At 59.4% G+C, this 21,307-nt stretch carries 15 protein-coding genes; 6 read left to right on the top strand and 9 right to left on the bottom strand.

Annotation, left to right across the window (positions count from 1 at the left end; all coding sequences use genetic code 11):
- Positions 1–80: 80 nt before the first annotated feature.
- Positions 81–713 (top strand): response regulator transcription factor, encoded by a 633-nt coding sequence (locus DSM107133_RS20830; RefSeq protein ID WP_114295091.1) that lies wholly within the window; start codon positions 81–83, stop codon positions 711–713.
- A 100-nt stretch (positions 714–813) separates the two neighbouring features.
- Entirely contained in the window at positions 814–2,052 is a 1,239-nt protein-coding gene (locus DSM107133_RS20825; protein ID WP_240310646.1) for a glycosyltransferase, read from the top strand.
- Here DSM107133_RS20825 and DSM107133_RS20820 read toward each other — a convergent pair.
- The 9 genes from DSM107133_RS20820 to DSM107133_RS20780 all read right to left on the bottom strand — a co-directional run bounded on the left by DSM107133_RS20820 (position 2,029) and on the right by DSM107133_RS20780 (position 16,817).
- The gene (locus DSM107133_RS20820; protein ID WP_240310647.1) at positions 2,029–3,366 is read right to left on the bottom strand and encodes a BamA/TamA family outer membrane protein; all 1,338 of its coding nucleotides are present in this window, start codon (positions 3,364–3,366) and stop codon (positions 2,029–2,031) included. The two genes, DSM107133_RS20825 and DSM107133_RS20820, sit on opposite strands and share 24 nt — an antisense overlap.
- A gap of 56 nt (positions 3,367–3,422) precedes the next feature.
- Positions 3,423–4,595, bottom strand: coding sequence for an HlyD family efflux transporter periplasmic adaptor subunit (locus DSM107133_RS20815; protein WP_205387893.1), 1,173 nt, complete (start codon positions 4,593–4,595; stop codon positions 3,423–3,425).
- Positions 4,592–6,727: a type I secretion system permease/ATPase gene (locus DSM107133_RS20810; RefSeq protein ID WP_114295113.1), complete on the bottom strand. Its 2,136-nt coding sequence runs from the start codon at positions 6,725–6,727 to the stop codon at positions 4,592–4,594. The genes DSM107133_RS20815 and DSM107133_RS20810 overlap by 4 nt, the downstream gene beginning before the upstream one ends.
- Before the next feature lie 30 nt (positions 6,728–6,757).
- Positions 6,758–8,020: a TolC family protein gene (locus DSM107133_RS20805; RefSeq protein WP_114295093.1), complete on the bottom strand. Its 1,263-nt coding sequence runs from the start codon at positions 8,018–8,020 to the stop codon at positions 6,758–6,760.
- Positions 8,020–8,799 carry a hypothetical protein gene (locus tag DSM107133_RS20800; protein ID WP_114295094.1) on the bottom strand — a complete coding sequence of 260 codons (780 nt, stop codon included), beginning with the start codon at positions 8,797–8,799 and terminating at the stop codon, positions 8,020–8,022. Before DSM107133_RS20800 ends, DSM107133_RS20805 begins: the two co-directional genes overlap by 1 nt.
- 315 nt (positions 8,800–9,114) lie before the next feature.
- Complete coding sequence (locus DSM107133_RS20795; protein ID WP_243253613.1) at positions 9,115–13,752, bottom strand: hypothetical protein; 4,638 nt, start codon at positions 13,750–13,752, stop codon at positions 9,115–9,117.
- Positions 13,753–14,379: 627 nt separating this feature from the next.
- On the bottom strand, positions 14,380–15,603 hold the full coding sequence (locus DSM107133_RS20790; RefSeq protein ID WP_114295096.1) for a CoA transferase: 1,224 nt from the start codon (positions 15,601–15,603) through the stop codon (positions 14,380–14,382).
- Positions 15,600–16,028, bottom strand: a complete 429-nt coding sequence (locus DSM107133_RS20785; RefSeq protein ID WP_240310648.1) for a PaaI family thioesterase — start codon at positions 16,026–16,028, stop codon at positions 15,600–15,602. Before DSM107133_RS20785 ends, DSM107133_RS20790 begins: the two co-directional genes overlap by 4 nt.
- A 3-nt stretch (positions 16,029–16,031) precedes the next feature.
- Complete coding sequence (locus DSM107133_RS20780) at positions 16,032–16,817, bottom strand: IclR family transcriptional regulator (protein WP_114295097.1); 786 nt, start codon at positions 16,815–16,817, stop codon at positions 16,032–16,034.
- A 146-nt stretch (positions 16,818–16,963) separates the two neighbouring features.
- On the opposite strand from DSM107133_RS20780, the gene DSM107133_RS20775 reads away from it, so the two are divergent.
- From DSM107133_RS20775 to dctP, 4 genes are read left to right on the top strand one after another with little or no spacing between them, the layout of a single operon-like run.
- The gene (locus DSM107133_RS20775; RefSeq protein ID WP_114295098.1) at positions 16,964–18,523 is read left to right on the top strand and encodes an AMP-binding protein; all 1,560 of its coding nucleotides are present in this window, start codon (positions 16,964–16,966) and stop codon (positions 18,521–18,523) included.
- 36 nt (positions 18,524–18,559) lie between these two features.
- Complete coding sequence (locus DSM107133_RS20770) at positions 18,560–19,696, top strand: MaoC family dehydratase N-terminal domain-containing protein (RefSeq protein WP_114295099.1); 1,137 nt, start codon at positions 18,560–18,562, stop codon at positions 19,694–19,696.
- Complete coding sequence (locus tag DSM107133_RS20765; RefSeq protein ID WP_243253612.1) at positions 19,629–20,264, top strand: TRAP transporter small permease; 636 nt, start codon at positions 19,629–19,631, stop codon at positions 20,262–20,264. Before DSM107133_RS20770 ends, DSM107133_RS20765 begins: the two co-directional genes overlap by 68 nt.
- Entirely contained in the window at positions 20,248–21,249 is a 1,002-nt protein-coding gene (gene dctP, locus DSM107133_RS20760; RefSeq protein WP_114295101.1) for a TRAP transporter substrate-binding protein DctP, read from the top strand. Before DSM107133_RS20765 ends, dctP begins: the two co-directional genes overlap by 17 nt.
- Positions 21,250–21,307: the final 58 nt, after the last annotated feature.

Here is a 21,307-nt window from a genome sequence, read left to right as displayed (position 1 = left end):
GGGCAGGCCACCGGAACCGGAATGGAAGCAGGTTGGTTGATATAAGATTAATAAATGCGGCTTAGGTTGATGTGGAACGTATGACAAACTCAAAAACCCTCAGGGTTCTAATCGCAGACGATCATGCAATGGTTCTGGAGATGTTCGAACAATTCTTGTCCGCACTTCCGGATTTCGAAGCGCAGACCGCGCCCGATCTCGACAGTGCAATCAGCATAATCGACAAAGAAGGGCCATTCGATCTGGTCCTTGTTGATCTGGATATGCCGGGAATGAACGGCATTGCCGGTCTCAGCAAGGCGATCGAACGAAACAGCAACAAGCCGGTTGGTATCCTGACCAGCAACCCGACCCCGCATGTGGTGTCCGAAGCGCTGGCGATGGGCGGTGCGGGAATCGTACTGAAAACAGAATCGCTTAAGAACCTGACCAATGAAATCCGCTTTATGGCAAACGGCGGACGCTATGTTCCGATCGAGCTGATCGACCGGCAAAGGGTCAAGACACGCGAAAGCACCGGTGCCACCCTGTCAGACCGTGAAATGACGGTTCTGGCACTGCTGGCCGAAGGCAAACCCAACCGCGAGATTGGCAATGATCTTGGGCTGGCCGAAGCCACCGTGAAAATGCACGTCAAATCCATCTGCTCGAAACTGGGTGCAAACAACCGCACGCAGGCGGTGATTGTCGCGCGTGACATGGGTATATTCTAGACCGGCCAGCATGCCGGCATGCGTTGCATCCCTAAGTATGTGTGATGTAGGCTGAACCTGTGATTTTCCGGCATGGGGACAGAGTGCTTTGGCAAAACCAGTGATCGTTTTCGCAGGCGCCGTTTATCCCGGCCAATTCGGACGGCTGTGCGATTATCTGCGCCAAACCGGGCTGGCCGAAACCTATTTCCTGACGACGCCCGGACATATGGAGCGCAACAAGGACCGCGGCGCGCATATTCTGGGATTCAAGCCTGACGGACCGATTGTCGGGGATCAGGGCTATTACTATTCGGCCAAGGTCGAGCGGTCCGCGCGTATCGGGCGCGGTGTGCTGAACGCCCTGCAAATCATGGACAAAAAGCGCAAGATCGACGTGGTGGTGGCGCATTCCCTGTGGGGCGCGCCGCATTTTCTGTATGACGAGATCGACGCGGCCATTGTCAGCTATATCGAATTTCCCAGTTTTCGCGCCCACGGTTGGGATCCGGCCTATCCGCCGGACCAGTCGCAGCGCCTGAGCGACCGCAACACCGAGATGCTGAATTTTCATCAGGCGCTGCGCAGCGATCTGGTGATTTGCCCCAGCCGTCATGCCAAACAGATGTTCCCCAAAGTTCTGCAATCCAACATCGAAGTGCAGCTTGAGGGCTTTGATTTCGCCGCGATGCCAGAACCCGAGGCCCCCGACACCGCGCGTCCGTTTACCATCGGCTTTTCGGCCCGTGACCTGTCTTCGGCCAAAGGATTCGAAACCTATGTACGGCTTGCAGACAAGCTGGTGGGGCAGGGTGTTGATGCCCGGTTTGTGGCCTTTGGCGGCGCGGATGAATCCACCTATGGCTATGAAGGTCAGGCCGTTCAGCGCGCGCATGACGGCGCAGTCGCGAACTTTCGTGACCATTTGATGCTGGCCTATCCGCGCGCTGCCGACGTGATCGAATATCCCGGCAAGCTGCCTTACGACGAATTCTCGAAACGCATCGCGCAGGTGGATCTGTTTCATTATCCACTGCAATTCGGCGTGGCGAACTGGGGCTTGGTGGAAATCCTCGGGCGGGGTGGCTGTGTGCTGGCGCCGGATCGTGGCTATGCGGCTGAGCTGATCCAGAATGACATCAACGGTCTGTTGCTGCCCGACGATGATGACGCCTGGATCGCGGCCACGCTGGCGCTGCGCGACGATCCTGCACGCCGCCTGCGTTATGGTCAGGCCGCGCGGGCGATGACCCGTCGGCAATACGATCTGTCAGCCGTCGCGCCGCGCTATATGGGATTGTTCCGTCAGGCGATGACCAACCGCGATGTGCGGCTGTCAAAAGCGGGTGGTCAGGCTTAGCCCGAAGACCTGCCGCTCGTCGCCGGGTTGATGTTCGAATGGCGTGGCCACAAACAGCGATACCGGCGTCTTGCCCACGTCAAACACCACTGACACGCCGAAACTGCTGCGCCGGTGCCAGCTGTCGTCGATGGTGCCGCCCAGCGTGTCGTCCAGATCCCAGTTTGCGCCGGTGTCCACGAACACACCGGCACGAAACGGGGTGCGATAGATCTCGCCAAAGTCGCGCTGTAGCTCGATAGACGCCTTGACGAATGTATTGCCTCCAAGCGCATCCGTGCCGTCGCGCGGGCCAATGCCACGCGGGGCAAAGCCGCGGAACGTATCGGCGCCGGGAAAAAACCGGTCGATTGTGCGGGTGTTGTTGCCACTGGTCCCGCTGACCGCACCAGCGTCAAATCCGAACAGCAGCCGCGTATCGCGCGACAGCGGAAACTGCATTTGCGCGGCAAAACGGGTGTCGGACAACGGATCGTCCGTGCCGATGTTCCAGAAATACTGATCCAGGCTGACACGATAGGCGAACTGATCCCAATCTTCCTTGCCATCGCGGGCAGGGGCGCTTTGTTCATGCCGCAAGCCAAGCCGGACATAGGGGGCGGAAATTCCGTTGGTTGCCTCTTGCATCAACAGGACGCTTGCGGTCGGGTCCAGATCGTACATGCGGTGATCGCGATACCCGATGCCCCCTTCCAGGCGCGTGGTTTCGGAGAGCGACCATGCCAGATAGGTTTCGGCGCGAACGGTTTCATAGGTATAGCTGCGATCGTTGTATTCTTCACGCCCGGCCACCAGATCAAAGCCCAGATCAAGCGCGGTTTCAAAAGCTTCTGTGCGATAAAGACTAAGGCCGCCACGCTGGACTTCTTCGCCAAATTCCAGATTGACCGCCCCATAGGTCCGGTCGAACAGGTTGTAGCGTTCATAGGACAGGCTGCCGGTGATACCGTCCTGTGAGACATAGGCCAGCGATGCATCGACACGGCCGGGTCTTGTGTCCAGCTCTTGCACGGTAATCACCAGCGTATCGCCTTCGCGCGACAGTGCGACGCTGTCGAACACGCCTGTCGACATCAGGCAATCTTCAATCGCGCGCAGTTCGATATCAAGATAGTCAATGCCCGGTTCGGCCCCGCAGGTCATACGAATGTCTTCTGCGGGAATAAACTGGGCCCCACGCACCACGACCGTGTTCATCACCTTGGACAGAACCGGCGTGCTGGCGGTCGCAGCGATACCGCAGGCCGCAGCGGCCAGCAGGGTTTTGGTACAGCTCAGGATGGTGCTTACACCGGCGATTGGCAGTCTCGGCAAAGGGCAGTCTTTCTCTTGTTCATTGCATCTCTGCAACGGGGCGCGTGCATTCGGGCTTATTGCAATCTGGCTTTCAGCAGAGGACGTGTCAAATAGCTTAGCACCGAGCGCTTGCCGCTTTCGATATCGACCTGCGCAATCATACCCGGGCGAATTGCAAACTGTTCGCCATGTCGTTCCAGATAGCTGCGCTCGGTCTTGACCATGACCCGATAGAAATCCTGCGGACCCTGCGGTGTGTCCTCTTCGACCGTGTCTTCCGAAATTTGGGTGACCGTGCCGCGCAGGTCGCCATAGGTGGCAAAATCATAGGCCGTGATCTTGACGCTGGCGGGCATACCCGGCGCGATAAAGGCCACATCGCGCGGCAGCACCTTGGTTTCGATAATCAGCTGGTCATCAGTGGGTGTGATTTCCATGATCGGCTCGCCCGGCTGCACGACACCGCCAAGTGTGGTGATGTCGATGTTGTTGACCCGCCCCGCGACAGGCGAGCGGATTTCCGTGCGCTGGAATTCGTCCTCTTTCTGGATCAGATCCTGCTGGATCATCAACAGCTTGGCCCGGCGTTGCGCCAGATCCTTATAGGCGTCCTGCACATAGACATTGCGGGTTTCGCTGATCTTGCCGTCGATCTCGGCCTTTTTCTGCTCCAGTTGCAGCAGGTTGATCTTGCTCACCGACCCGCTGGCCGTCAGCGGACGGGTGATGTCGATCTGTTCCTGAATGGCGGTCTGCTCGGCTTCAAGCGCGCTCAGCGACGCTTCAAGCTTGGTGCGGCGTGCGTTGAACAGGCGCAGCTCGGTCACTTCGGCGGGGTTCGGCTCGGCCCCAAAGTCCAGCTCGGGTCGTTCCAGAACCTCGGCTTGCAGCCGCGCAACCTCGGCGGTCAGTGCGGTGATTTCCGACTGGGCAGACAGAAAGGCGGATTGCGACCGCGTCGGATCGAGCCGTGCCAGAACCTGGCCCGCATCGACTATGTCGCCCTCGCTGACAGCCAGATGCGAAAGAATACCCCCTTCGAGGCTTTGGATGGTCTGCATCCGCCGCAGCGGGATCACCCGCCCGTCGCCCCGCGTAATTTCATTGATCTCTGCAATTGCGGCCCAGGTGACCGCGATGATGAGCGATAGTACAATTGTCTGGATGGTCAGCTTGGCCATCCTCAGCGTCTGCCTGCGATAACTGCCATCCATGTGGCTGGTTGTCAGGGCGTCTATGCTGGTCATGTGACTGCTTTCACCGGATGTTTCTGAACAGAATTGGCCCGTGCCGAATTCAGGATTTGCAGCAGGTCGCCATCACGCGCGACGCGGCCCTCTTTCAGAACAACGGCACGTTCGGTCAGCGCCAACAGTTCGCGCTTGTGTGTCGAAATCACCGTTGTGCGCCCGACCAGCCAGGTTTTCATATGGTCGATCACCTTGCTTTCGGTGATGTGGTCAAAGGCAGCGGTGGGTTCGTCCAGCAAGACCACTTTTGGATCCTGCAACAGCACCCGTGCCAGACCGATCGACTGGCGCTGACCGCCCGACACGTTGGCATTGCCCTGCAATTGCAGATCAAGCCCGCGCACATGGCGGCGCACAAAAGACCCAAGCCCGACGGCGTCCAGCGCCTCCAGCAGCTCGTCATCCGAATGCAGGCCGTGATCCAGCAACAGATTGTCGCGCAGGGTGCCTTGAAACAACGCAACGCTTTGCGGCAAATAGCCGATCTGGCGACGCCGGTCGATCGGATCGATCTGGGACAGCGACAGGTTGTCGATCAGAACGCTGCCCGCCTGCGGATCGGTCAGGCCGGCCATCAGCCGCAACAGTGTCGATTTTCCGGCGCCGTTGCCGCCCAACAGGGCAATGCGTTCGCCTGCTTCGATTTTCAGCTCGGGGATCGCGATGACCGGTGGCGCCTGCGGATCGTGACGGAACACAACGTCTTCGATCTTGTAGCCCCCCGCCATCGACGCGGCGCGCACAAAGTGGCGGTCGCTGGGGCGTTCGACGGGCAGGGCGATGATCTCGTCCAGCCCTTCCATTGCCGCGCGCACCTGTTGCCAGCGTGCCAGCAGCCCCGCAACCTGACCCATCGGGGACATGGTGCGGCTGGACAGAAGGGTACAGGCAATCAGGCTGCCAACAGTCAACTCGCCCGCGCTGATCAGATAGACCCCGGCAATGATCACACCGGCATAGGCCAGCTTTTGCACCGTGCTGACCAGTTGGGTCATGATGTTGGTAATGCCGCGTGTCTTGATCGCGGTTGTCGCCATGGTGGCGGACAGTTGCGCGTGGGCGCGTTGCAAACGCCCCTCGGCGCGCGATGCCTTGACGGTTTCAAGGTTGGAAATGGTTTCCAGCAACAACCCGTTCAGCGCCGCCGCTTCGCGCGCGCTTTCGCGCGATGCCGCCGCCAGTTTCTTTTGCATCAGCAAACCGGGCAGAATGGTTGCCACCACGCCTGCCAGAACCACAAGCGCAACGGGCCCGCCGATAAACCAGATCACCGCCACAAAGATCAGCACAAAGGGCAGATCGCAGATCGCCGTTACCGTGCCCGAGGTGAAAAATTCGCGCACCGTCGCAAAGTCGCGGACCTGGTTGGCAAACACACCCGTCGATGCGGGTTGGTGTTTCAATCGCATATTGGCCACTTTGTCGAACAGCTGCGCCGACAGCCGCAGATCCAGATCGCGGCCCGAAACATCAACCAAAGTTGACCGCATCAGCCGCAGCAACAGTTCCAGAACAATGGCAATGCCAACGCCGCTGGCCAGAATCCACAGCGTGTCAAAGGCGTTGCTGGGCACCACGCGGTCATAGACCTGCATCGAAAACAACGCCGTTGCCACCGCCAGAATATTGGCGGCAAAAGACGCCAGAATGACATCGCGGTAGATCACCCAGTTGCTTAGAACCGGCCCTAAAATCCAGTGACGCTTGTCGGCGCTTTTCTCGTCCAGGCGGTCCGACACAATGTCGATGGGCTTTGAAATCAGAACCCGCCCGTCATGCAATTTTTCCAGCTCGGCACGGGTCCAGTCACTGCGGCCACCCCCGGCTTCGGGCAGGATGACGCGGGCATTGGTCTCGGTCAGGTTTTCCAATACAACGGTGCGCCCGCTTTTCAGGAACAGCAGGGCGGGCAGGCTGTGATCGGGAATGTTTTCCAGCGTTTCGTTGCTGATCCGGCAGCTCATATTGACACGACGCAGCGCCAGACCGGCAAGCTCTGCATTGCTTTTGCCGCCTTGGGATTTGGGAAGCCCGTCCGTCAGCTGACTGGCGGACGTGGCGACACCTTGCACACGGCACAGCTCGACCAGACCTTCAATCAGCGGGTCAGAGGGTTTTTGGTCTTTCATCCGTGCGTCCATTCCATCGTCATGCTTTGCCTACTGCGTTGCAGAGGCAGAAATGAGCAGTGTCCCCAACACGCCCAAATCATGTGCTGCACGGTACTCAGTGCGTTTGCGTTCGTCGTAAGTGTCGATTTTGTCGATCTGTGAATCATACAGATCACGGCCTGTTGTCAGCAGGTCCAGCAACTCGCGCTGGCCGCCGACAAACTGCTCTTCATAGTTGTCCAGAACACGTTGCGCTTCGACCAACTGCTGGCCGCGGGCGCGCTCGGTTCTGCTTAGAATACTGATTTGCTGCTGCGCGCTTGTGGCGGTGTTGGTTAGGTTTCGTTCAACAGCAAACAGCGTTGATTTTGCGCCCTGCAATTCCAATTGCGCCGACTGCACGCGACGTTTCCCAAGCCCGCTGGAACTGAGATCGACGCCTGTGGAAATACCGATGGCGGTGCGGCTCCTGCCACCGTTCAGATCGGCGCGGCCCTGTGCTTGCAATTTAATCGTGGGCAGGCGCGAGGCCTTGGCAGTTTCGACGCCGGCGGCAGCCTCGTCAGCGCCGGCGCGGGCAGCGACATAGTCGGGGGCAATGCGCACAGCCGACCGGATTTTAGCGGCTTGCGAATAGCGGCGCGCAAAGCCCAGCTCGGGTGGCGATTGAACCGAAGCTGTTTCCCGTCCAACCAGAAATGCAATCTGCGACAGCGCAATCTGGCGGTTTGCGACCAGTTGCGACAACTGGTCCTCGGCGCGCGAGATCTCAAGTCGCGCGCGCGCGACCTCGCCATTGTCACTGATCCCGGCCCTGGCGCGATCCTGGGCCTGTCCGGCGATCCTGCGGGCAAAACTGGTATAGCTGCGCGTGCGCGCGATCTTTAGATCAAGCGTTTCAACGTCGATAAAGAATTCCGCCACCTGAAGCGTCAGCCCCTCGACCGCCATTTTCAGATCAGACACCGCCTGTACGCGCACATGCGAAGCCGCGTCGATCTTGCTGCGGATCAGCCCCCAGTCGAACAACACCTGTGACACGGTCAGCGTGATGCCGGGGCCGTTTGAGTCTGTTGTCGAACTGTCACCCGAAACGCTGATGCTGGGATAATAGGCGTCGCGCTCGGCCTGAATGTCGATGGTCCGGCTTGCAACGATCTGGCGCAGCGCCCCGATGTCTCCGTCCCGTTCGGTCGCCTCAAGCACCGCACTGCGCAAGGACATTTGCGCGGCAACAGGCGTGGCCAGCAGCGCAAGAGATAGCAACACGGCGCAATAGGTGGTCAGTCGGGGCAGTGGCGTCAGATGCATCAAATGACCTCCGTCATCAGATCGATTAACAAATTGTCCTGCGCGTCCGCGATTGGCAGCAGGGACGGGTCCGTCGAATCTGCGCTCAGGAAACCATCGGTTTCGGGCATTTTCGTGTCAAATTCGACTTCGGGGGTGATTTCGGCATCGGAAAAATCACTTTCCGGGGGGGCTGCAGCGGAAAATTCCGTATCAAATTCAGAATCTTGCAGTATCTGATCCTCCGGGCCGGTCAGTTCTTCGATGGCTGCCGCAAATTCGGCCTGATCGGACACCTGAAACTGGACTTCCGGCCCCTGCGCGCCAGAGTCCGATCCACCACCGCCGCCCGACAAGAAACTGATACCGCTGCCCAAGGTGAACCCCGCGCCCGTGATCAGGGCCAAGTCGCCCCAACCGTCAGCGTCGGCATCTGAACCGGCCGCGTCAGGTGAAGACGTGGCCGGACTTTCAACGCTTTGCATCGCCTCGGTGGTTTCGGCGCTTTGCGGAAAATCGGGTTCTGGCCCCATCAGGCCGGTCACAAGAGGTTCGCCGCTGGCTGACATAAGACGGCTGAAATCACCATCTGGACCAATGACAAAGAAATCATCCAAATGCAGTGTTTCACCGTTGGACAGACCTACAACCAGATCTCCACCAACTTTTTCAGTGCCAACAATCGAAACGCCCGGCGCCAAAGACACATCCGTCGGGGCGTCAAGCATCAGACGCGACGTGAACTGTGTATGTGCCGGCTGGTTTGCGCCCTTTTCATGTGTGGTTACTGCGACTGCCACCGCTAGACCTCTTAATTACAACACAGATGCCTTTCAAAACGCTCTTAAGTCCCCTGATCTAAGAACGCCTGCGGCATCTATCTTTTGATTGTTACAAACAACTTTCGAACACTTTTTGCCTATGTTTCGACTGTTAACCGAATATTGAACCTATTTCAAGGCAAGACTATGACCAATAGTTGTATTTCTGTGTTTTATGGCAAACACAGGTTGCAAAAAATATAATACTTATCAAACACTTGAACTGATACAGGCACAGGTTTAGGTTGTGGGAAGCTAAAAAATCTCCCACAAAACCCAAAAATTTCAGGCGATTTAGACCGCGTCGTCCTCGCCATGACCGCCAAACAGCCCGCCAACAAGCGATGAGCTATGGTCGAACAGAACATTCAGAGCATCTTCAACAGACTCGTCCAGGAACACGCCGCTGTCGGCCGGCTCGGCAGCCGGGACGTCTTCGGAAGGTCCATCAACAGGCGTGTCGTCGTTCTGGAACAGCTGGTCAAATGTGCTGGATTCAGCGAACAGGTCTTCGACCCCGCCCGCAAGAATATTGTTCAGCAGGCCGTCAATCTCCGGATCGGATTCATCTGCGCCTGTGTCATCTGAAAGCGCAAGCACCCCTTGATCAATCAAGGAGCCGGACAGGCTTTCGCCACCACTGAGCCCTGCAAACAGATCATCGGAACCATCGTCCGCACCCGGCACATCCAGTCCGAAAATATCACCTTCACCCAGCAACCCTTCGAAAATCGAAGGCGCGCGCGTATCTTCGGGCGTATCGGATTCACCAAGCAGATCCAGCGCACCATATTCGCCGATCAACGTATCCAGGAAACCGTCATCACCCTCTTCCGTCAGCGGGTCGGTGGCAGCAGCCGCTGTTTCAACCGCATCCGCAACCACCGGGGTGACAAGGGCAGCAGACGCATCAAGGCCGCTGCTCAACGTGTCTTCAACAGTCTCGGCGGTTTCGGTCGCATCCATGACCAAGGGATCGGCAATCGCCGCAGAAGTTGCGGCCATTTCGCTCGTGGTTTCAGTCACTGTTTCTACAGGTGCACCGACCGCATCCAGTGCCGATGCCGTGAAGGCACCGCCCAGCAGACCACCCACAAGGCCGTCATCGCCCAGAATGCCATCGGTCAGGGACTCAACGGTCTCGGTCGCTGTCTCCACTACGTCTGGCACAACTTCTGTGACCGTCTCGACGGTCTCGGCCACCGTTTCAACCACATCGGGCACGACTTCGGTGACAGTTTCGACTGTTTCTGCAACCGTCTCGGTCACCGCCTCAACCGGCGCGCTCACCGCATCCAGCGGCACATCCGCAGCGCCACCGCCCAGCAGACCACCCACAAGGCCGTCGTCGCCCAGAATGCCATCGGTCAGGGACTCGACGGTCTCGGTCGCTGTCTCCACTACCTCGGGCACAACTTCGGTAACTGTCTCGACGGTCTCGGTCACCGTTTCGACCACATCGGGCACAACCTCTGTGACCGTCTCGGCAACCGCCTCAACCGCCGCGCTCACCGCATCCAGCGGCACATCCGCAGCGCCACCACCCAGCAGACCACCCACAAGGCCATCGTCGCCCAGAATGCCATCGGTCAGGGACTCGACGGTCTCGGTCGCTGTCTCCACTACCTCGGGCACGACTTCGGTAACTGTTTCGACGGTCTCGGCCACCGTTTCGACCACATCGGGCACAACTTCGGTGACAGTTTCGACTGTCTCGGCAACCGCCTCAACCGGCGCACTGACCGCATCCAGCGGCACATCCGCAGCGCCACCGCCCAGCAAGCCACCCGCAAGGCCGTCGTCGCCCAGAATGCCATCGGTCAGGGACTCGACGGCCTCGGTCGCTGTCTCCACTACGTCGGGCACGACTTCGGTGACTGTTTCAACGGTCTCTGCAACCGTCTCGGTCACCGCTTCAACCGGCGCGCTCACCGCATCCAGCGGCATATCCGCAGCGCCACCGCCCAGCAGACCACCCACAAGGCCGTCGTCGCCCAGAATGCCATCGGTCAGGGACTCGACGGTCTCGGCCACCGTTTCAACCACATCGGGCACGACTTCGGTGACAGTTTCGACTGTTTCTGCAACCGTCTCGGTCACCGCCTCAACCGGCGCGCTCACCGCATCCAGCGGCACATCCGCAGCGCCACCGCCCAGCAGACCACCCACAAGGCCGTCGTCGCCCAGAATGCCATCGGTCAGGGACTCGACGGTCTCGGTCGCTGTCTCCACTACCTCGGGCACAACTTCGGTAACTGTCTCGACGGTCTCGGTCACCGTTTCGACCACATCGGGCACAACCTCTGTGACCGTCTCGGCAACCGCCTCAACCGGCGCGCTCACCGCATCCAGCGGCACATCCGCAGCGCCACCACCCAGCAGACCACCCACAAGGCCATCGTCGCCCAGAATGCCATCGGTCAGGGACTCGACGGTCTCGGTCGCTGTCTCCACTACCTCGGGCACGACTTCGGTAACTGTTTCGACGGTCTCGGCCACCGTTTCGACCACATCGGGCACAACTTCGGTGACAGTTTCGACTGTCTCGGCAACCGCCTCAACCGGCGCACTGACCGCATCCAGCGGCACATCCGCAGCGCCACCGCCCAGCAAGCCACCCGCAAGGCCGTCGTCGCCCAGAATGCCATCGGTCAGGGACTCGACGGCCTCGGTCGCTGTCTCCACTACGTCGGGCACGACTTCGGTGACTGTTTCAACGGTCTCTGCAACCGTCTCGGTCACCGCTTCAACCGGCGCGCTCACCGCATCCAGCGGCATATCCGCAGCGCCACCGCCCAGCAGACCACCCACAAGGCCGTCGTCGCCCAGAATGCCATCGGTCAGGGACTCGACGGTCTCGGTCGCTGTCTCCACTACCTCGGGCACAACTTCTGTGACCGTCTCGACGGTCTCGGCCACCGTTTCAACCACATCGGGCACGACTTCGGTGACAGTTTCGACTGTTTCTGCAACCGTCTCGGTCACCGCCTCAACCGGCGCGCTCACCGCATCCAGCGGCACATCCGCAGCGCCACCGCCCAGCAGACCACCCACAAGGCCGTCGTCGCCCAGAATGCCATCGGTCAGGGACTCGACGGTCTCGGTCGCTGTCTCCACTACCTCGGGCACAACTTCGGTAACTGTCTCGACGGTCTCGGTCACCGTTTCGACCACATCGGGCACAACCTCTGTGACCGTCTCGGCAACCGCCTCAACCGGCGCGCTCACCGCATCCAGCGGCACATCCGCAGCGCCACCACCCAGCAGACCACCCACAAGGCCATCGTCGCCCAGAATGCCATCGGTCAGGGACTCGACGGTCTCTGTCACTGTCTCCACTACGTCGGGCACAACTTCGGTGACAGTTTCGACTGTCTCTGAAACCGTCTCTGCAACCGCTTCAACCGGCGCACTGACCGCATCCAGAGGTGCATCCGCAGCGCCACCGCCCAGCAGGCCGCCCACAAGGCCGTCATCGCCCAGAATGCCATCGGTCAGGGACTCGACGGTCCCGGTCGCTGTCTCCACTACCTCGGGCACAACTTCTGTGACCGTCTCGACGGCCTCGGCCACCGTTTCGACCACATCGGGCACAACTTCGGTGACAGTTTCGACTGTTTCTGCAACCGTCTCGGTCACACCCAACACAGGGCCGCTGAGAATATCCACGGGCAGCGCTGCGTCTGCAAGCGGGGCGCTCACAGGCTCGGTTGCGGGCTGTCCACCCAACAATCCGCCCAGCAGACCACCATCGCCCAGCAGGCCGCCAACAAGACCGTCGTCACCCAAAAGACCGCCCACGAGGCCGTCATCTCCGAGCAAACCGCCTACCAGACCTTCATCGCCCAGCAGCCCGCCCACCAGGCCTTCGTCACCCAGAACAACGTCCACAACGGAATCGACGACGCCGCCGTCACCAACCAGCGGATCCAGCAGGCCGGTGTCACCGCCAATCAGCCCACCGATCAGCCCGTCATCGCCAACCAGATCGTCGACAAGGCCCAGCACAACGCCGTCCTCACCCAAAAGCGAGTCCACAACCCCGTCATCACCAAGGACAACATCAACAACAGTGCCTACGACTCCATCGTCGCCCAGAATAACATCAACGATACCCTCGTCGCCCAGCACCACATCAACAATGCTGTCCACAACGCCGCCATCACCCAGAACGACATCAACAACGGAATCGACGATCCCGCCATCCCCAAGGACGGTGTCCAGTACAGTATCGACAACGCCACCGTCGCCCAGAACCGTATCGATGACAGTGTCCACGACACCATCATCGCCCAAAACGGCATCAACAACCGTGCCCACACCACCCGCCACGTCGGGTGGCGAAGTTTGCGGGTTGCTTGGGGCGACTGTGGCATCTGGCACAGACGGATTGCCGGAAGCGGGCGCTGTCGGCTGCGCGCTGGCGCCGGGTGCCGCGGCGGCAGGCTCTGCCTGGGGTGACTTTGCCACCGGCGCCACAAAGGGCTGATCCTCGGGTACGGCGTGCAAGGGGCCCGCGCCAAGGCTGGCCAGCTCGGGGCCTGCGGCGTCGTCACCATTTGCAGAAGAACCTGTTTCAACGCTCACACTTGCCGCATCACCAGCCTGCGCCGCGAAATCCAGTCCGGCAGCAGCCTGCACAGCGGCGCTGTCTTCCCCGCTGGTCGGGGCCGTCCGATTCGGCGCATCCTTGGTGGGAATCAGGCTGTCACCCTCGGGCAGGGTGGCCGCAAATGCCTGCAATCCGTCGGGCGAACCGCTTTGCACGGCAAGGCCCATACCAATGGCCACAGCCGTCGCGGAAACGCCGCTGAAACGCCCGCCCTTCTCGATCGAATCCTGTATCTCACGACCCGTCGCGGTCAGGCTAACTGCCTGATCAATATGACTTTCGCGCACGCGTGTGCCGCTGAGATCTTGACGCTTGCCCACCTAGGCAACTCCATTTTTAAGTACACGCGGCATGAACCCGCCAACGCGTTTTGAAAGAGGGTGCGACAGGAAAATCCGACAGGTTGGCAGCCACACATACTTTCGAATAGTTCCTTATCCATATATGATGGATTAGAGAAAATCCATACTATAGGCTAAGATATAAATACTATGGTATGCTCTTGTGTGTGATTTTGGCAAGCCCGAAGCGCATTTTCCGCGGCCCGGCCGTTGCACCGGCCCCAAATCTGCGCCGACCGATGCGTGGCGCGCATCACCGGCTGCACCCGCTGAAATTCATAAAGCGTTCATAGCAACTTGCTGACGCTGCCAGCGCGCTGCAAGCCCTGTCTGTCCCCAGTGCTTTGCGAGGCTTGCCAATGTGATCGTCTGCATGCCTTGTAAAACAGGGCACTTATCGGCACCCAATCCAGGCAGGCCACACATCCGAGCAAAACTAAAGTATGTATTCCTGCCAGCGGGCCCTGGAATTGCACAGGGAAACGGCGCGGCATCGTCAATTCGCGGGTCAACTCACCTGGCGGTAGGTATCCTCGGCAAGAAGTTTTGGCTGTGGTGCGTCGTTGATAGCCAGGGAGAGGTGCCCGTTGACCCTGATGGCCTGCCTCAGGGCAGGCCTTTCACCACCCCTTTGACGACCAGTTTCTGAATGTCTGCCGCCTGAAGCCCCAGTTCGCCGGACAAGATGTCAAAGGTGTTTTCCCCCAGCATCGACGGTGCGGTGGCTGGGGCCGGGCCGACGCCGTCGAACCGGATCGGTCCGCGGACCAGCTTCATGTCACCAAGTTCGGGGTGCGTGACCTGTTCGACAAGACCCTGTTGGGCAACGTGGTCTTGTTCCAGCGCCTCGCCTATGGACAGGATCGGGGCGCTTGGCACATCGAAATCTTCCAGCCGTTGCAGCCAATAGGCGGTCGTGTCCTGCGTCATGCGGTCATGGATGATGGGTTGCAGGGCATCACGATTGGCCAGCCGCGCGTCGTAAAGCGCAAAGCGGGGGTCTTTTATAAGATCCTCGCGGTCGAGGCTGCGGGCGAAATTGTGCCAGAACCGTTCTGTCAGGCAGGCCACGATGACATGGCCGTCAGACGTGGCGAACGATCCATAGGGCACAATGCTGGGGTGGTGCGTGCCAACGGGCTGCGGGCTTTGGCCGGTGACAAAATAGATTTGCGACAGATAGCCCTGCAATGCGATCAGGCTGTCGAGCATTGCGACCTCGATATGTTTGCCGCGTCCGGTGGCATTGCGTTCGTGCAGGGCGGCCAGCAGGCCGAACACCGAAAAGATGCTGCCCGCCATGTCGCCCAAAGGGATGCCCAGTTTGTTCGGAGCTTGGCCCGGTTCGCAATTAACGCTCATCACGCCGGAAAGCGCCTGTGCGACGATGTCAAAGGCGGGCTTGTCGCCGTGCGGGCTGTTGGCGCCGAAGCCGGTGATCGAACAATACAGCAGCCTGTCGTTCCGGGCGCGCAGCGTCTCATAGCCCAGCCCCAGACGGTCCATCACGCCGGGGCGAAAATTTTCCAGAACGATGTCGCATTGCGCGGCCAGATCTTTGGCAATCTGCATTCCTTCGGGGGATTTCAAATCAATCGAGATGCTTTTCTTGCTGCGATTGAGCGCGATGTAATAGTGGCTCATGCCGTTTTGAAAGGGCGGAAAGTTGCGGGTTTCGTCGCCGGATGTGATCGGTTCAACCTTGATAATTTCGGCACCAAGGTCGGCCAGCACCATGCTGGCATAGGGGCCGGACAGGATGCGGGAAAAGTCGAGAACCCTGATGCCAGCCAGCGGCCCTGCGGGGGTTGGTTCGTGGGTGTTGTTCATGGTTTCTCTTTCGATGTCTTTGAAATTTTCATGACCGCCGAGGCGCTTGCAATCTGTCTGCCGTCACAGGTGATGTCGGCATCGACAAAGATCAGCGACCGCGTCGCCTGACGGATTGAGGGGTGGACTTTCAGCAAGTCGCCCGCGCGGGCGGCGCCCAGAAAACGGGTTTCCATTTGCACGGTGACGGTGGGCTGACGGTCTGCTGCGTTCCATGCGGTGATGGCAATGACCTGATCCAGCAGGCTGGTCAGGACACCACCATGCACGATCCCCAGATGGTTCTTGTGCTGCGCGCCGGTTTGCAGCGCATAGCTGTGGTTGCGATCCGCATCTGTTGCCCGCAAAAGCGGGCCGATCAGCGCCATGAACCCGTCAATTTTCATTTCCCGCCAGTTTTCTGACGCGATGTCACCTGTCGTCACGATTCACCTCCCAGTGTCGATCTGCATGTTTTCGATGTCTTCCCGAATGCTTGTCATTGCCTTGACCAGCTTGGGGATTTCCTTGTCTTTCAGGCGCTCGGAAATGCCGATGGCAACAATCGAGCGGTTCATTTTGTTGTCTGACCCAAAGACAGGAACCGCCACCACCGTAACGCCGGAAATATAGCTGCCCTGATCCACCGCATAGCCGCGGGTGCGGGCGGTTTCGACTTCGGCACGCCATTGTTCAAGGCTGGGGGGGTGATCCCATGTGAGCTTTTTGAAGCGGGTGGCCAGTTCGGTTTCGTCCTGTTCGTTGAACGCGGCGAACAGGCGGCCCGTGGCGCTGATGAGGGCGGGAAAGCGGCTGCCCAGATCGACCTGTAGCCGGAAGGGGATGTTGGACTGGGACAGCGCCACAACCACCATCTGCCCCGGTTCGGACAATTGGGTGGCAATGCCGGTCACGCCGAATTTTTCCGACATCTGCGACAGTTTGGGCTGGATCAGGGTCGAGAATGTATTGCGCTGAAGCGCGGCCCGCGCGAGGGGCAGAATGCCGATTCCGATCGTGTAGCGTTTCAAGTTCGAATCGAATTCGACCAAACCCTCATCTTCGAGAACCCGCAGGATGTGCAGGCAGGTGCTGGGGATCAGCCCCAGCTCCCGGGCGATGGGATTGACGCCCACCGGCTCGTTCGAGCGTGCCAAAAACCTCAGTATTGCAAGGGCGCGCGTGACTGCAGGCACCTGCCGTTTGGTTGTGGATTTCTTGTCTTCACCAGTCATTTCAGGCCTCATCCCGATGTGATTTCATTGTCTATATACAACGATATAACCATATTGACAATAGATGATCGGTCTCACTACCCTTGTCAACGAGCCAGGGCACAGCTTGTTCAGCAGCCTGCGGAAATTTTTGGGAGGAGACGGGAATGACCCGGTTGACGGAATTCACGTCCTATGCGGACGCTCAAAAGCACTACTCGAAAGAAAAGCTTTGGGAGCTGTTCGACGGCGATACAGCGCAGTTCAACATCTCGCACGAATGTCTCGACCGGCATGTCGACGGCGACAAGGTGGCGCTGCGGATCGCGCATTCTGACGGCGCGGACGAGGTGCTGACCTTTGAAGAGGTGGCGCGCCGGTCTTCGCAGATTGCGCATTATCTTGAGGCCAAGGGGATCACGAAAGGCGACCGCGTTGCCGTGATGATCGAACCGTCGCTGGCGTTCTATGCGGCAATGTTCGGGGTGATCAAAAGCGGGGCCGTCGCGGTGCCGATGTTTTCGCTGTTCGGGCCGGATGGCATTCGGTTGCGGGTGGGCGATTGCAAGCCTGCGCTGTTTTTCACCAATGCCGAAAAAGCGCCCGATGCGGTTGCGGGCGGGGCCCGGAATGTCACCGTTGTCGATCAGGATTTTCTGGACGGGCTCAGCGATTTTCCCGCGACCTATGACTGCACAACGTCGGGGCGTGATCTGGCGGTTCTGCAATATACATCCGGGACAACACGGGCATTGCCTGCGGCGGTGAAACACAGCCACCAGTCTATCGTGACGCTGATGGTGGCGGCATTGTATGCAACGGGCATTCGCCCCGGCGACCGTTTCTTTTGCCCGTCATCGCCGGCCTGGGGGCATGGGCTGTGGCACGGCACGCTTGCGCCCATGGCGATGGGGGTGTCGACCGGCACATTCAGCGGCAAATTCGATGCGGTCCGTCTGCTGCGCGCCTTGCACGATTTTCGCGTCACCAACCTGACGGCTGCGGCAACGCACTATCGGATGATGCGCAATTCCGGCGCAGCCGAGGGCTTTTCCTATTGCTTTGACAAGCTGTCCTTCACCGGCGAGCCGATTGACTCGGAAACTGCAAACTATGTCGAACAGGTTTTCGGCACCAAGGTGCGGTCGATGTACGGCACCACCGAGATTGGCGTGATTATCGCCAACTATCCCGGTGCCGACGATCTGGAAGTACGCGACGGCGCGATGGGCAAGGCTGTGCCGGGCGTCGAAGTGGAAGTGCAGCGGCCCGACGGGTCACCTGCCGATCCGGGCGAAACCGGCGAGTTGATGGTCAAGAAACGCGGCCAGTGGTTTGAAACCAAGGATCTCGGCCGGGTTGATGCCGATGGCTATTTCTATCACGGCGGGCGGGCGGATGACGTGATTATTTCCGCCGGCTGGACCATCGGCGCGGTCGAGGTCGAGGACGCGGTGCTGAGCCATCCGGCGGTGGCCGAATGCGCCGTCATCGGCGCCCCCGACGAGCTGCGCGGACTGGTCGTCAAGGCCTATATCATCCTCAAGGGCGACGAGACGCCCGACCTGACCACCAGCATTCAGGACCATGTGCGCGCCAGACTGGCCCGCCACGAATACCCCCGACAAATCGAGTTTGTCACCGACCTGCCAAAGACACCCGCAGGCAAGGTGAACCGCAAAATCCTGAGAGATCAGGAAGCCGAAAAACTGGCCGCTGCGGAATGATCCGCCACGCCAATTCAGAATTTCAAGGAGAATGAAATGAACGAGATGACCCGCAAATTCCCGAAGATCACCGACGAAGGTCTGGAAGACCTGCGCAAGCGCGTCGGCGTCAAGATTGAAAAAACCGTCGAGCCCTGGTGCTATGAAGCGACCCGCGACAACATTCGCCACTATGCCCACGGCATAGGCGACGACAACCCGCTGTGGTGCGATCCCGAATACGCCAAAACCACCAAATACGGCGATGTTCTGGCGCTGCCCAGCTTCCTGTTTTCCACCAGCCGGATCATCTCGGGCTATGTGGGCGGTCTGCCGGGCGTGCATGCCATGTGGTCGGGCGCAAACTGGACATGGCACAAGCCGATCCTGCGCAACACCGAGTTCCGCACCGAGGCGTACCTGAAAGACCTGATCGAACATAACACCCGCTTTGCCGGCAAGGCGATCCAGCAGATCTATCACGTTGATTTCTATGACGCGAAGACCGGCGAAATGCTGGCCGAGGCGGACAGCTGGTGTTTCCGCACCGACCGCGATCAGGCGCGTGAAAACGGCACCAAGTATACCGAGGCCAAAAAGAACGGCCGCAAGGTTTGGACCGAAGCCGAGCTTCAGGAATACTATAAGTATTACGAGCAGGAAACGATCCGCGGTGCCGAGACCCGGTATTGGGACGACGTCAACGAAGGCGACGAACTGCCCACAATGGTCAAGGGTCCGATGACCGCGACCGGCTTTATCGCCTATGCCCAGGGCTGGGGCGGTCTGTATATTCGCGCCAACAAGCTGGCATGGCAGTTGCAGCAGAAACACCCCAGCGCCGGACCCAAGAACAAATTCGGCATTCCCGATTGCCCCGAGCGGGTGCACTGGGAAGAAGAATTTGCGCTGGAAGTCGGCGCACCTGGTGCCTACGACTATGGCCCCGAGCGGACATCCTGGCTGACCCATCAGATCACCAACTGGATGGGCGATGACGGTTTCCTTGCAAAAACGAAATGCGAAGTGCGCCGCCACAACCCCGAAGGCGACATCATCCTGATCCACGGCACGGTTGTGCGCAAGTTCGAGGAAGACGGCCGCTATTTGCTGGAGATCAAACAGCGTGCCGAACAGCAAGACGGCGAAATGTCGGCTGTTGGTTCTGCAATCGTGGAATTGCCCAAACGCTGAGGTCCACCACGATTCAACAGCTGGGGAGGCAATGTTGAAACCACTTGGTAAACTTCTGATAAAAATCGAGGACATCCTTCATCTTGGAGGGTGCCTTGGCCTCGTCGCCGTGGCGGCGTTGATCAATGCTGATATTCTGCTCCGGCTGTTCCTTAACCGGCCGGTGCAGATCCAGTTCGAACTGACCGAACTGTATCTGATGCCAGCGCTTGCCACCTTGTCCCTGTCGCGGGTTTTCCGCGACGGGGGCCATCTGGCGCTGGACTTTATCCCCGAACATATTCCCGGACGTGCGGGAACGGTGGTCGCCAAGTTGCGGCTGTTGCTGCCTGCGGCTTTCTTTGCCGCGGTCACATGGATGTCGGGGCACTTTGCTCTCAAAGCCATCGTCAACGGCGATGTCGAATACGGGGCAGTCGATTGGCCGCTTGGGTGGGCCTACGCCGTTATTCCATTGGGATGCAGCGTTCTGGTTCTGCGGCTTCTGCACGATGCCTTTACGCCAGGGCCGTGGTCAGAACCCACAACACATTCAATGGGAGGAAAGCTAAATGAAAATTACAAATAAATGGATCGCTGTCGTCGCGGGTGCCTTTGCATTCGCAGGGGTGACCGCACAGGCCGAAACGCTGCGGTTGGGGGACTTCCAGTCGACCAGCCATATCGTGTCTGTCGAAGGCACAAGCAAATGGATGGCAGCTGTTACCGAAGCGACCGACGGCGCGATTACCTTTGAACATTTCCCGTCGCAACAGGCGGCCAAATCAAAGGCGCAGCTTGATGCTGTGAACAACAGTATTCTGGATGCGGCCCTGTTGGGCGCATCTTACCATGCAGATGTTTTGCCGCTGAATTCGGTTGTTGGCTTGCCCGGCTATTACGGCTCGGCAGAACAGGGCACCACAGCGTTGCAAAAGATGCTGCAAGAAGGCCCGCTGCGGGATGAAGTTCTGGCTGCCAGTGTGACTCCCATTTTCGGCTTTGTTCTGCCACCTTATCAGGTGCTTGCCAAGAAACGGCTGGGCATGCCCGCAGACTGGGACGGGCTGGATGTGCGCACATCCGGGTCGACACAGGCGATGACGGCGCGGGCGCTGCATGGAGTTGGCATCTCGATTCCCGGCCCCGAAGTGTACACAGCCGTCGAGCGGGGCCGTCTGGACGCGGTGCTGTTCCCGCTGGCATCGGTGCCCGGGTACAAGCTGAACGAAGTGGTCAGCCACATTTCGACCAACGGGTCGTTCGGCGGCTACAGCTTTATCATGGTTGTGCGCACCGATCTGTTCGACAGCTTGTCGGCGGATGTGCAGGCCAAGATGCTGGAGCTTGGCAATGAAACGGCGGTTCATGTGGCGCAGGCTCAGGATGCGTCGGTGGCCGGTCTGATCGAAACCTGGAAAGCCGAAGGCATCGACACCTATGAGTTCACCGACGAAGAGCTGGCGACAATTTCCGATGCGCTGGTGGCCGTCAGCGTCGACTGGGCCGAGCGACTTCAGGATGACAAGGCGTCGGAAGTGCTCGAGACCTATCGCACGCTGACCAGCGAATAAGATCTCGTTCCGACACACTTAAACGGGCGGTCGCTGCGGCGACCGCTTGCCACTTACG

It is taken from the genome of Pseudosulfitobacter sp. DSM 107133 (assembly GCF_022788695.1).
Lineage (GTDB): Bacteria > Pseudomonadota > Alphaproteobacteria > Rhodobacterales > Rhodobacteraceae > Pseudosulfitobacter.
Note: the sequence above shows the minus strand (reverse complement) of the source record. Positions and strands in the feature narration are given on the sequence as shown.